The organism is Qipengyuania aquimaris (genome assembly GCF_009827445.1).
Taxonomy (GTDB): Bacteria; Pseudomonadota; Alphaproteobacteria; order Sphingomonadales; family Sphingomonadaceae; genus Qipengyuania; species Qipengyuania aquimaris.
This window is the reverse complement of sequence record NZ_WTYI01000001.1, coordinates 165918-179150: the sequence shown is the minus strand read 5'-3', so window position 1 is coordinate 179150 and position 13233 is coordinate 165918. Positions and strand designations below refer to the sequence as shown.

Annotated in this window: 9 protein-coding genes and 1 tRNA gene; 6 read left to right on the top strand and 4 right to left on the bottom strand. The window is 62.3% G+C overall.

Translation table 11 applies throughout. The annotated features are described in order from the left end of the window. Positions 1-11 precede the first annotated feature (11 nt). Positions 12-1244 (bottom strand): dihydroorotase, encoded by a 1233-nt coding sequence (locus tag GRI34_RS00760; protein ID WP_160594310.1) that lies wholly within the window; start codon positions 1242-1244, stop codon positions 12-14. Then, entirely contained in the window at positions 1241-2266 is a 1026-nt protein-coding gene (locus GRI34_RS00755) for an aspartate carbamoyltransferase catalytic subunit (RefSeq protein WP_160594309.1), read from the bottom strand. Before GRI34_RS00755 ends, GRI34_RS00760 begins: the two co-directional genes overlap by 4 nt. Before the next feature lie 111 nt (positions 2267-2377). On the opposite strand from GRI34_RS00755, the gene sppA reads away from it, so the two are divergent. The 6 genes from sppA (at position 2378) to GRI34_RS00725 (ending at position 12151) form a co-directional block, all read left to right on the top strand. Beyond that, entirely contained in the window at positions 2378-4255 is a 1878-nt protein-coding gene (gene sppA, locus GRI34_RS00750) for a signal peptide peptidase SppA (RefSeq protein ID WP_160594308.1), read from the top strand. A gap of 86 nt (positions 4256-4341) precedes the next feature. Beyond that, positions 4342-4416, top strand: a tRNA-Val gene (locus GRI34_RS00745). A gap of 138 nt (positions 4417-4554) precedes the next feature. Further along, positions 4555-5520 carry a carotenoid biosynthesis protein gene (locus tag GRI34_RS00740; protein WP_160594307.1) on the top strand — a complete coding sequence of 322 codons (966 nt, stop codon included), beginning with the start codon at positions 4555-4557 and terminating at the stop codon, positions 5518-5520. Beyond that, positions 5517-8570: an NAD(P)-binding protein gene (locus GRI34_RS00735; protein WP_160594306.1), complete on the top strand. Its 3054-nt coding sequence runs from the start codon at positions 5517-5519 to the stop codon at positions 8568-8570. The genes GRI34_RS00740 and GRI34_RS00735 overlap by 4 nt, the downstream gene beginning before the upstream one ends. A gap of 86 nt (positions 8571-8656) precedes the next feature. After that, positions 8657-10348 (top strand): TIR domain-containing protein, encoded by a 1692-nt coding sequence (locus GRI34_RS00730; protein WP_160594305.1) that lies wholly within the window; start codon positions 8657-8659, stop codon positions 10346-10348. Beyond that, positions 10349-12151, top strand: coding sequence for a magnesium transporter CorA family protein (locus tag GRI34_RS00725; RefSeq protein ID WP_160594304.1), 1803 nt, complete (start codon positions 10349-10351; stop codon positions 12149-12151). 60 nt (positions 12152-12211) lie between these two features. Here GRI34_RS00725 and GRI34_RS00720 read toward each other — a convergent pair whose 3' ends face one another. Both GRI34_RS00720 and GRI34_RS00715 read right to left on the bottom strand, forming a co-directional pair. After that, a complete protein-coding gene (locus GRI34_RS00720) occupies positions 12212-12472 on the bottom strand; it encodes a hypothetical protein (protein ID WP_160594303.1) in 261 nt (86 codons plus the stop codon). A 54-nt stretch (positions 12473-12526) separates the two neighbouring features. Continuing rightward, the gene (locus GRI34_RS00715; RefSeq protein ID WP_160594302.1) at positions 12527-13138 is read right to left on the bottom strand and encodes a TetR/AcrR family transcriptional regulator; all 612 of its coding nucleotides are present in this window, start codon (positions 13136-13138) and stop codon (positions 12527-12529) included. Positions 13139-13233 lie beyond the last annotated feature (95 nt).

Sequence of the window (13233 nt, the reverse complement as noted above, 5' to 3'; positions counted from 1 at the left end):
GTTCGTTTATCCTAGAGTCCGATTTCCACGCCGCCCTTCCACAGGCGCAGCACGCGACCTTGCGTGGGCTGCCCGTCGAACGGCGTATTGCCTGCCGTGGCTGCCATGCGCGCGCTCTGGACGACCCAGGGTTTCTCCGCATCGATCAGCGCGACGTCCCCTTCCAGTCCCACTTCCAGCGATCCAGACGGGACCCCGAGGATCGTGGCCGGATTGGTCGACACAAGATCGAATACACGGGCCATGTCGACAATTTCGTCAGTAACGAGGGTCAACGCCATCGCGAGCAGGGTTTCCGCCCCTGCCATGCCGGGTTCCGCATCGGCGAAGGGCTGGCGTTTGTCTTCCGGACCGCGGGGGTCGTGGCCGCTGGAAATCACGTCGATGGTGCCGTCCGCAATCGCTTCGCGGACCGCTTGGCGGTCGTCTTCGCTGCGCAAGGGCGGTGACAGGCGCGCGAACGTGCGGAAATCGACCGTGGCAAGATCGGACAGCATGAAATGCGCGGGCGTCACGCCTGCGGTGACACGCTGGCCGCCAGCCTTCGCGCGCCGCACCAGTTCGAGCCCGGCCCGCGTTGTCACTTGCCTGAAATGGATGCGCGCACCCGCCATCTCCGCCAGAGCGAGGTCGCGCGCGATGGCGATTGCTTCGGCTTCGGCCGGTGCGTTGGGCAGTCCGCGCCGCGTTGCGTATTCGCCTGCCGTTGCAACCGCATCGCCGACAAGGGCTGCATCTTCGGAATGGGCGATGACCGGCATGTCGAGCATGGCTGCATATTGCAGCAGGCGAAGCATGACGCCGGAATCGGCTATCCAGCCACGACCGGTAGAAACGCCTAGCGCCCCCGCCTCGCGCATCAGCGCGATCTCGGCAATCTCGGTTCCCGCAAGTCCGCGCGTCGCGGCTGCCAGCGGATGCACCCACAGGTCGAGCTTCCCGCTCTTCGCGATATAGGAAACGCGGCTCGGCAGATCGAGCGCGGGAGACTGGTCGGGCATCAGCGCTGCACGGGTAATGCCGCCAAAATGGAATGCGGGCTTGTCGACCGCAAAGACGCCAAGGTCGACCAGCCCCGGCGCGACCAGCTTGCCGCCAGCATCGACAATCTCGTCCCCATCCTGCGGCTGGGCATCGCCGCATGCAGCGATACGGCCTTCCGCGATGCGCAAATTGCCATCGATAATTCCGCAGGGTGCTACCAGCTTGCCGCCGGTAAGTGTCAGGGCGCGCGTCTGCTTCATGCGACCTCTCCCCATCCTTCGACCCCGCGCGCACGGCGAGTCAGGACATCGAGGCAAGCCATGCGGATAGCCACGCCCATTTCGACCTGCCGGGTAATTATCGAGCGGTCGATCATGTCGGCTACGTCGCTGTCGATTTCCACGCCACGGTTCATCGGCCCGGGATGCATGACCAGCGCATGTTCTCCGGCCTTGGCAAGGCGGGCGGCAGTCAGGCCGTAGAGGTGGTGGTACTCCCGCGCGGAGGGAATGAACTGTCCGCTCATGCGCTCTGTCTGGAGACGCAGCATCATAACCACATTCGCTCCGTCCAGCGCGGCGTCGAAATCATGAAACACTTGCGCACCCATGGCTTCGATGCCCGAAGGCATGAGCGCGGGTGGAGCGCAAAGGCGGACGGTTGCCCCCAGCGCCTGTAGGCACAAGAGGTTCGATCGCGCGACCCGGCTGTGCAGGATATCGCCGCATATGGTAATGGTGAGGCCGGTGAAATCATCGCCGGATTGCCCTCTCTCCCGCAGCGCATGGCGCAGGGCCAGCGCGTCCAGCAGGGCTTGCGTCGGATGTTCGTGCTGGCCATCACCTGCGTTGAGAACCGGGCAGTCGACCTTGTCCGCGATAAGGCCCGTCGCCCCGCTCGATCCGTGCCGGATGACGATGGCATCGGCCCGCATGGCGTTGAGCGTGATCGCTGTGTCGATCAACGTCTCGCCCTTCTTCACGCTGGACTGAGCGGCGTGCATATTGACCACATCAGCCCCCAAACGCTTCCCCGCGATCTCGAAACTCAGCAGCGTCCGGGTCGAGTTCTCGAAAAATGCGTTGATGATCGTCAGTCCGGCAAGGCTGTCGCTATGCTTTTGCCGCTGGCGGTTGAGATCGACCCACTGTTCCGCCTCGTCGAGCAGAAACAGGATTTCGTGGCGCTCCAGCTGGCCGATGCCGAGCAGGTCGCGATGCGGGAAGGCCTGCGCTCCCGCCGGATAGCGGGATGCGTGGGGCTGTGATTGCGAAGCTGTCATTAAAGCCACGCCCTTAGTCGAGAGCCATCGCACCCTCAAGCACATTCGGCTGGCAAGGGCGGCAAAGCTTCCCTAGATCGGTTGCCGAAGAGTATTCCGGGGTAAGTTATAATGCGATTTGCGGGCAAGGTTTGGCGGCTTCTGGTTGGCGTGAAGGACGGCCTTGTCCTGCTGTTCATGCTGCTGTTTTTCGGCATGCTGTTCGTAATCCTCACCACCCGCCCTAGCCCTGCGCAGGTTCGCGAGGGTGCGCTGCTGCTGGAAATCGATGGGGTCGTGGTGGAAGAGCGCAGCCGGATCGATCCGCTGCAGGCCTTGCTTTCATCGCAAGCGCCCGTCGGCGAGTACCAAGCCCGCGATATCGTACGTGCTCTGGATGCCGCGGCCGGTGACGATCGTATCGATGTTGTCGTGCTCGACCTAGAGCGGTTTCTCGGCGCCGGCCAGGTGCATCTCCAAGACATCGGCGAGGCAATGGACCGCGTGCGGGCGGCGGACAAACCCGTGCTGACCTATGCCACCGCCTACGCAGACGACGGCGTCTTTCTGGCCGCGCACGCAAGCGAGGTCTGGATGAACCCGCTGGGCGGCGCAGTGGTGGCCGGGCCGGGCGGGCACCGGCTCTATTACAAGGGCCTGATCGACCGCCTCAACGTCAACGCACGGGTCTACCGCGTTGGCACATACAAGAGCGCGGTCGAACCTTACACGCAAACCGCCATGTCCGAGCCTGCGCGTGAGAACGCCCGGGCGCTTTACGGAGCGCTGTGGGAAGAGTGGCAGGCGAACGTGAAAAAGGCGCGGCCGGCTGTCGACCTCGATCTGATTACACAATCGCCCGCCGAATGGGTCGAAGCGGCGCAGGGCGACCTGGCGCAGGCGGCATTCGATGCAGGGCTGGTCGACAAGCTCGGCAATCGCGATGCCTTCAACGCGCGCGTGGTCGAACTGGTCGGAACGGACAAATGGAGCAAGCTGCCCAACGCCTTCCCCGCAACCGAATTTGACGCCTGGCTGAAGGACAATCCGCTGCCGAGTGACGGTAAACCCATCGGTATCGTGACCATCGCCGGCGAAATCGTCGACGGCGAGGCTGGCCCCGGTACCGCGGGCGGCACGCGTATCGCCGATCTCCTCGACGCGGCGCTCGAGCGCGACTTCGCGGGCCTCGTCGTGCGGGTCGATTCGCCAGGCGGGTCGGTCCTCGCCAGCGAGGCCATCCGCGATGCGATCCTGCGCCACAAGGCGCGCGGCATTCCCGTTGCGGTTTCGATGGCCAATGTCGCCGCGAGCGGCGGCTACTGGGTCTCCACGCCCGCCGACCACATCTTTGCAGAGCCGGAAACCATTACCGGTTCCATCGGCATTTTCGCCGTGCTTCCCACTTTCGAGAGGACGGCAGACAGCATTGGCGTGACCAGCGACGGGGTACGTACCGGGCCACTGTCCGGCCAGCCGGACATCGTCGGCGGCCTCACTCCCGAAGTCGACCGCATCCTCCAGGCGTCGATCGAGGACGGCTATCGCGACTTCCTGACGCGGGTTTCGAAGGCTCGCAATATGACGATGGAGCAAGCCAACGAGGTTGGTCAGGGCCGCGTCTGGGACGGCGGCACCGCGCGCCAACTTCAGTTGGTCGATGAATATGGCGGTCTGGAAGAAGCGCTCGCCTGGGTCGCCGGACAGGCCGAACTGGCAGACGGGGAATGGCATGCGGCCTACCTTGGCACCCCGCCCAGCACGACCGATACCCTGTTGCGGCAATGGCTGGTTGGCGAAGAGGACGCGCAAGGACGCGATGTCTTTGCGCTTTTCGCCCGCAAGGAAACGCAGGCACTGGACCGCGTGATGACTGATGCCGGAAGGCTTCTCGGCACGCGTGGCGCGCAGGCTTACTGCCTCGCCTGCCCCACGACCGAGCGTGGCGGGCGACAGGCATCGGAAGACCGTGGCTTCCTGAAAGGCCTGATTTCCCTGTTCGGGCAGTAGCGCCCGGCGCACTTGCAATGCCCCGATTCGCTGCGTAAAGGCGCGTCCCTGTCCAGCGTCCGGCCCCCGCCGCGACCGCATGCGACGGGCGCGTAGCTCAGTGGTAGAGCACACCCTTCACACGGGTGGGGTCGCAAGTTCAATCCTTGCCGCGCCCACCATGACATTTCCCATCGCACTTGGATCGACAGCGTCTCCGTTATGGAGCCCAGCTTGCATTTCCGCCGCGCACTCCTACGATGCTCTTCGTGGTCGCATAAGACAGAGGCGGTAACGCCCACTTGTGCGGAGGGAAATTTATGGGGGCTATTACCAGCAGGCTGGGCCGGATTCCGGCCGCCGTTTGGTTGATCCTGACACTTCTAACAGTGGTGCTGTTCTATGTCGGCATAAGGACCGGCGGGTTCAACATGTCGCTGGAACGGATACCGTGGGGCATTCTTGTGCCAGCGGCCGCCGCGATCTGCCTCGGCCATTCCTTTATGCTGCTTGGCTGGAAGCGTGCGCTTACCCTCTTCCTCATGGCGGTCTTCATTTCGTTCGGCTTCGAGTTCGTCGGCGAGAGCACGGGAATGATTTTCGGCCCCTATTTCTATACGCACGTCCTGGGCTGGAAACTGTTCGACCGCATACCGCTGCTGATCCCGCTTGCCTGGTACATGATGTTCTACCCCAGCTACATCATCACAAACCTGATTGCGGAAGGCGGGCCGGTCTCGCGGCGTACGGCAATCGTCCCGATCATTTGGCTGAGCCTTCTGAGCGCCATGGTGATGACCGCATGGGACCTGACCATGGACCCGGTCATGAGTTACCATCCCTGCCCCGATCACAGCCTGGATTGCCTGACCAAGAAACTGCAGCCCGGAGAGGTGGGCCATCCGGCATGGGTTTGGGTAGATCCGGGTCCGCATTTCGGCGTGCCGCTCGAGAACTTCCGCGGCTGGCTTCTCGCGAGCTTTACCGTCTTCTTCCTCTATCGCCTGGTGGAACGACGCCTGCCGCTCGATCCGGCACCCGGCATGAATTCACGGTTCATGATCGCCATTCCCGTCGGCCTCTACGCCAGCATGGCCCTGATCGACACCTGGCTCGGCTATCCGGAAATCGAGGATGTCCACCTGATTTCGCCGTTCGTGATGGGAATTCCGGCTTTCTTCGCCGCATTCCACCTCTTCGCGAACCGTACGGACCTGCCGCTTTACCCGCAGCAGGGCGAGGTCGTGGCTGAAACGCTCCAGGATCGTGCGGAGGCAAATCCATGACCAAGACTCGCGTTGCCATCCTCGGCGGCGGCCTATCTGGCATTGTCACCGCCTTCTATCTCAGCGCGCCAGAGCAGCGCAGGAAGTACGATATTACCATCTACCAGCTGGGCTGGAGGCTGGGCGGCAAATGCGCCACCGGGCGCAATCCCGAACACGGCGAGCGGGTGCAGGAGCACGGCCTCCATGTGTTCATGGGTGCTTACCAGAACGCATTCCGCATGGTGCAGGAAGCCTATGGCGAAGCGCAAAACCTGCCTTTCGAAACTTGGGACAAGGCCTTTACCCAGCAGACGACGCTGACACTGATGGATCGCCGCAACGGCGAGTATGAACCATGGCCTTTCTGCGTGCCCGTGATGCCCGGGACGCCTGGCCTAACCGAGGCGCCCGATATCTGGGGCCGCATTGCCCAGGTTCTTGAATGGATCGAGAGCGAAATGCTCGGCACGCACGGGATCACGTTCTCCAACCATCCCGACCTGTCTTCCTTGCCGTGGTGGCGCCGCATGATCGTGCGGCTGTTTCTCGGAATTGAACACCTCGTCGCCCAAGCTGCCAGCGTCCTGATCCGCGATGCCATGCAGCTTGTGCAGACGCTTGTCGAAAATCCGGCGAAGCATGGCGCCCACCATCATAACTTATTGGCCGATGCGGCATCGGGATTGCGCAGCTGGATCCAGCGCCGCGCGCGTCCTCTCCTCGAGAAGGATGCGGACCTCCGGCACTTCTGGATCTTCGTCGATCTTGGCCTTTCCAGCCTGATCGGCTCGCTCCGCGACGGTCTCCTGTTCGATCCCGAAGCCAATCTCGAGCGCGTCAATCACCTCGATTATCGCGACTGGCTGAGATCGCATGGCGCCGACGAGATCACGCTGGATTCGTCCCTCATCCGCAGTCTTTACGATCTGATCTTCGCATATCCGCAAGGCGACTGGACGAAGCCGGGCGAAGTCGAGGCGGGGACCATGGTCGTCTCGTTGATGAACACGGCGACCTATCAGGGCGCAATCATCTGGAAGTTCAACAGCGCCACCGGTGATGCGATAGTCCAGCCGATCTACGAGGTCCTTAAGCAGCGCGGCGTGAAGGTCGAATTCTTCCATCGCGTCGATCGGCTGGTGCCATCCGCCGACGGAAAGCAGATCGAAAGCGTCGAGCTGGGCCGGCAGGTCGAACTGCTCGGCGGCGACTACGACCCGCTACGCCAGCTCAAGAGCGGGCAATATGTCTGGCCGGACCGCCCCCGGTTCGAACAGATCAGGGACGGGGACAAGCTGCGCGCGTCCGGTGCCGATCTCGAATCCCACTGGACCGAGTGGGAAGACGCCCTGCCTCCCCTGACGCTGACAGCGGGAGACGATTACGACGCCCTGGTCTTGGCCATCCCCCCGGCTGCCCATCCGATCATCTGCCGCGACCTGATCGCGCAAAAGTCGGAGTGGGCGCGCTTCAACAACACGATTCGCAGTACGGCAACGCAGAACCTGCAAACCTGGATGGATCAGGACGAGGTCGGCCTAGGCTGGACACTGCCCACCCTCGTCGGCGCGTTCGACAAGGTCAATCTGAACACCTGGTGCGACATCTCCGAAGTGCTCGGAACCGAGGAATGGCCAAAGGATTCCGGCATTTGCACCGAGCAGATCATGTGCGGTCCGCTGCCTTGCAAGGACACGCTTCCACCCTCGTCCGATCACGATTTTCCCGTGCGAGAGCAGAGGAAAGTCGATGAATTCGCCGAGCAATTCCTGGAGCAGCAGGGCGAGCGCTTCTGGCCAGGCGGCTTCGGTCCCGGTGCGCCCAAGGGCGGCGCCATCCGCAGCACCTATGTGCGCGCCAATATTGATCCGAGCGAACGCTACACCCTCACAGTCCGCAATTCGACGCGGCACCGCATGACCGCGAGCGGATCGACCTATTCCAATCTTTACCTCACGGGCGACTGGATACAGAACGGGCAGAACCTGGGCTCGTTCGAAGCGAGCACCATTTCCGGTATGCTTGCAAGTCATGCGATCTCGAAGTTTCCGACGGATATTCGAGGCGTCGATGCCGAGGCGCTGACCCAGGCGGAATATCCGGCAAGGCCTTCGCAGGCGCGGGGCGCCTTCGTGAAGCATCCGGGGATGGTGACATTCCCGGGGCGCATCACGCTCGACAACACGACGATGTGGGCGTTCCTGCTCGATGCCGACTACGATCTCATGGCTGGATATTGTCGCAGGATGTTCGACGAACCCAGCGGGGGCGAAGTCCGCGTGCGCCCGATGACGTCGAAAATGATGATGACCATCGTCGACATCGGCACCGGCCGCTTCGTCGACGAGCCGGGAATGGGCTGGTCGCCCGAGCGGGAACTCACCTTCTGGATTCCCGCAGTGCGGGTCGAAGAACGCGGCGGCAAGGAGGTTGCCACGCATTTCGACATGGTCATGCCCTACCTGGTGCTCGACAATCCGGTGGCCATCGCCTCGGGCAGGGAAATTTTTGGCTATGCCAAACAGAAGGGCTGGATCACCCTGCCGGACGACGAGGGGAATTCGGCGCGCGACCTCAACGTGGATCTCTTCGCTACGAAGTCTTTCGGCAAAACCTCCGAACAGGCACGGCATCGCCTCCTGACGCTTGGCCACAAGGGCGAGAAGGAGAGCGCTGCCCTATCCGGCATCTCCGGCTTTGGTGATGCGGTAAAGTCTCTCTACCACCACGTCGGCAAGAGCGGGGATGGCTGGCACAACAGCCTTAAGCTGGACTTCGAGATATTGGGCGATGCGCTGCACCGGCGCGTGCCGCAGCTCTTCCTCAAGCAATTCCGCGACGTGCATGACGGGGATAGAGCCTGCTACCAGGCAATTACGGAAGCAATCGGAGAGGTCACAAGGTTCGATGCCTTCCCCAGATTGACCACTTTCGACATGACGCTCGAGCATCTCGACAGCTCTCCGGTCGCCAAGGATTTCGGAATAGCTCCGCAACAGCGCGTGCACGGAGTGCGACTGAAATACGACATGACAATTCTACCGGGCAAGGTGCTCTGGCAGGCCTGAATATGCCCGCCATGGCCAACGGGCACAAATCAGATTAATGGGAACGCTCACTACCGCAATTTTGCGGCAGTCGAACGGGGGAAGCGTTGCACGACCTGTTCATATCCTACGGCCGCGCGGACGAAGATATCGCCCGCCTCTTCGCCTCGACCCTGCAGGGCGAAGGCTTTTCGGTATGGTGGGATGAAACGCTGCGTTCGGGCGATACTTACGACGAAGTAATCGAAAAGGCTCTGAGACAGGCGCCAGCGGTCGTGGTTCTCTGGTCGGCATCCTCGGTCCAGTCGCGCTGGGTGCGTTCCGAAGCCACCATTGGCGACCGTCACGGCGCGTTGGTCCCGGCCATGATCTCGCCATGCGAGCGGCCGATCATGTTCGAGCTAACCCAGACGGCCGACCTCACCGGTTGGAACGGCGACCGGTCCGATCCGCGCTGGCAGGCGTTCGTTTCCGACATCCGGGAAGTAGTCGAACGGCGCAAGTCCAAGGATGGGGCGGACACCGAAGTCATCAGGCCGCAGGCTACGGCGCATGCCCCTCCCCCGCTCCCGCCACAGGAAGGGGTTGAGGGCGAATTGCCCTCGTTAGCAGTGCTCCCGTTCAAAAACCGCTCTGGCCTCGAGGATGACGACGTATTTGCGATTGGCCTCGTCGAGGATGTCATCGACGCCTTGTCGCAGGCGGCGGAATTGCGGGTCATTTCCAGCAGCGCAGTCGCGCGGTACCGCGATGGCGAGATCGCCGACATCGAGGCGATGGCGCGAAGCCTGGGGGTGCGATACATCCTCGAAGGCAATGTGCGGCGCAGGATGAAATCGCTGCGCGTCACCGCCCAGTTGCTCGACGCGCGAAGCGGCACGATCCTCTGGACGCAGAAGTTCGAACGTCCGCTCGACGAACTCGCCGAGCTGGAAGAGGAACTGGTCCTAGAAGTCGCCGCCCATCTCAATTCGCAGGTCAACCGGCTCGAGATGGAGCGCGCGCTCAAAAAACCCGAAAACCTGACGGCATGGGAATTGGTCACACGGGCAGTTGCCAATTATCGCCAGATAACCGGAGAGACACTCCTCCTCGCCTTGCAGGATGCCCAGAAGGCAGTCGAAATCGCGCCGTCCTATGGCTTGGCCCACGCCATGCTCGCCGATGCGAATGCGACGATCTACATGCACGCCTCGCCCGACGATCCGGGCGCCATCGAGAAGATCAATGCGGAGATCGGCCGCGCCCTGTCGCTCGATCCGGACAATCCGATGGTCCTGGCCCATGTCGCCGAGGCGTATAACTATATCGGCCAACCCGAGGACGCGCTGATCTACGCACAGCGGGCCCTCGAGAAGAGCCCCAATTTCGGGCTCGCGCATTACAATGCGGGGATCGCCCATGCGCTGCTGCACAACGCGGACGAAGCTTTGGAGCAATTCGATCTCGAGATCGTCCAGGCACCCGGCGCGCATACCCAATTCGCCACCTATGTCTGGAAAGGCAGCGTGCATTTGCGTGACGGCAAGCTTGCCGAAGCGCGCAGGCAATACGACCGCGCCCTGCGGCTGAACCACACGAGCGCCGCAGCATATCTCGGCCTCTTTCTTGTCGACAAGCACGAGGGCAATCACGAGCAGGCAGCTGACAATCTGGCCAAGATGAGGGAGCATGATCCGCAGGTGACGCTCGACCTCCTCCAGCTCAGACTGCAACGCTGGTTCGGGCAACTGGAGCACTGCGATCAGATGTGCGACTGGGCGCGGGAACACTGGGATGCGGAAGGGGCACCAGGCTAAATGTCGGAACGGCTCGACCTGAAACCGCGCCTGACCCTGCGGATCGGAATTACCGGTCACAGACCGCCGAGGCTCCCGCGCGAACGCAACGAGGCCGTGCGACATGGCTGCGAGGACATCTTCGCCCGCGCGAAAACTGCACTCCAGGACATCTACGAGCGCAATCGCGACGTGTTTTCCGATGACGCGCCAGTGGTCCGGCTGGTTTCCGCGATGGCGACCGGTGCCGACACCGTCGCCGCTGAGGCGGCACTAACGCAGGGCTTGCCGCTGTCTGCGTGCCTGCCCTTTCGCAAGGATGACTATGCGCGCGATTTCGAGCCTTCCGAATGGGCACAGACGCAGGCCCTGATCGAGGCCGCGGAAAGCACCGTTGAACTCGTCGACCACCAGTCAGGCGATCCGGGGGCCTACGAGGCGGTCGGTCGCCTCGTGCTCGCCCAGTCCGATATTCTCATCGCAGTCTGGGACGGCGACGCAGCTCGGGGTCGCGGCGGTACGACGGAAGTCGTCGCCCAAGCCGTGGCAAGCCATATGCCCGTCATCCACGTCTGGCCGGACGAAGTGCATCCTCCCCAATTGCTGTGGAGCGGTTTGCACGACGAGATACCCGACCGCCCGTCCATCGACGGGGTCGAACGCGTCGAGTTGGCGAAAGCCCTACCCCAATTGCTCGAGGCCCTTTGCGCACCGCCGGAAGGCGAAGACGCAAAATGCCTGCAAACCTTTTACGCCCCTGCTCCCAGGCGCAAGCAGTTCACCATGGCCTGGCCCCTGTTGCTGCTCGCTTGCGGCACGAAGAGCCTAGCCAAGACACGCTTCAAGATGCCCTCCGTGGCCGAAGCGCGTAAATATTTCATGCCGATGGTCGAACCCTTCGCAGGGCTTGGCGCATTAGGGCGCAGATTGAACGATGAAGTAGCGGACCGGTTTGCGCGAGCGGACATGGCGGCGAGCTATTTCGCCTTGCGGTTCAGAAGCAGTTTCGTGACCAATTTCACGCTGGCCGCCCTCGCCGTCCTTCTCGCCCTGTCGGGCCTGTTCTGGCCCGCGGGTAAGTCCTTCCTGATAGCGGCCGAACTGCTGGTAATCGCCCTCATCATCCTCAACACCCGAAGTGCGCGCAGGTCGGATTTCCATACGATGTGGATCGACAGGCGCCATCTTGCGGAACGCCTCAGATTGCTCGCAATGTCGTCCACACTCGGCAGGCTGGAGCTTCGCGATGTGGAAGACGGGACCACGCATCCCGGTTGGGTAACCTGGTATGCCCGCGCCACTGCGCGCGAGCTGGACATGCCGCCGGGTCAGCTGGACCGTAATTATCTCGCGCGCGTCCGGGAGACGGCCATCAGGCTGATCCGTGACCAGATCGCCTATCACGACGGCAATGCGCATCTGATGGAACACACCAACCACAGGTTGCACCAGGCGGGCGACTGGCTGTTCGTTGGCACAATCCTATTCTGCGCGCTGTATCTTTCGACGCCCATCTTCTCCGACAAGATGGGATATATTTCCGGTGTCAGCCTGGCAGCCGTCACCACCTTTGCGACCGCCTTCTTCCCGGCTCTTGCCGCGGCTCTTTACGGCATACGGATGCAGGGCGATTTCGCTGCGACGGCAGAACGTTCGACCGCCCTTGCCCGGCGCCTGCGCAAGCTCGAAGCCTCTTTCGAGCGGGACGATCTGGGCTACACGCGCCTCGTCGACAGGATCAGGAGGCTTAGCGACATCATGCTGTCGGATGTCCACCAGTGGCAGCAGCAATATGAAACGCGGCCCATTACCCTACCGGGCTGACCCCAACGAAAAACGCCGCCCCAAGCGGGACGGCGTTCCTTTGTCTGTTGTTCAGGCCGTTCAGGCTGCCTTGGCAGGCTTCTTCACCTTCGCAGGCTTGGTAGTCTGCGGTTCGGCATCGCCGGTACCGGTGTTCTTTTCCGACAGCTTCTTGGCGAGGTAACCACCTGCGCCCAGAGCGATCATTGCCGGCAGGCTCAGCCTGCGCAGCGCGGCTGCTGCGATCACGCCGAGGGCTGCGCCGCCCGCACCGCCAATACCGGTGGAAGTCTTCTTTGCGAGCCTGTCGCCCATATAGGCGCCGATAACCTTCCCAATCATATTCGTGTCTCCTTTGCCCTTACAACGGTCAGAGGCGGCACGCGTTCCGGCGGCTCAGGCCTCTATTCCCTTTGCAAGCAAGGTGTTGGCAGCCTTGGCCACGGCTTCGGGCGCGGGGTCGCCGTCCCTGTTCCAGATGGCGTAGCGCAATCCCAGGAAAACGTTCATTCCCATCAAGGCCCAGGCCTCGACCTCGCCGAGATCCGACCGCATGACGCCAGCCTCGGCACCATCTCTGAGGCGCAGGGCGATACGTTCTCCGATCGTTTCATAATGTGCGCGGTAGCTTTCCGGATCGACGAATTCCGCCTCGTCGATAATCCGGTAGATTTCCTTATGCTCGCTGGCGAAGCGCAGGAACCCGCCGAGCGCTGCACGTTCGATCGCGAGCGGATCGGTCTCGTCCGCAATGGCATCGCGAGCGGCCGATTTCACCGCATCGCTCATGTCGAGCACTAGTGCGCGGAAGATCGCATCCTTGCTGTCGAAGTAGGTGTAGAACGATCCAAGCGCCACACCCGCCCGACGCGTGATTGAGCTGATCGACGCCTCGTGGAAACCCCGTTCGCCGAATTCGATCGCTGCTGCATCCAGCAGCTTGCGCTGGGTCTTGCGCCCCCTTTCGGTGCGCGGAACCTTAGGGTTCTCGATCGTTTCGCTGTCCATCCCGACTTCCTCCCGCTGACACCGCTACCCCTTAGAATAAGGACAGCGCAAGATAAAACTTGAAAGGTGGTTCAGTTTTCAATATCCCGGCGTTC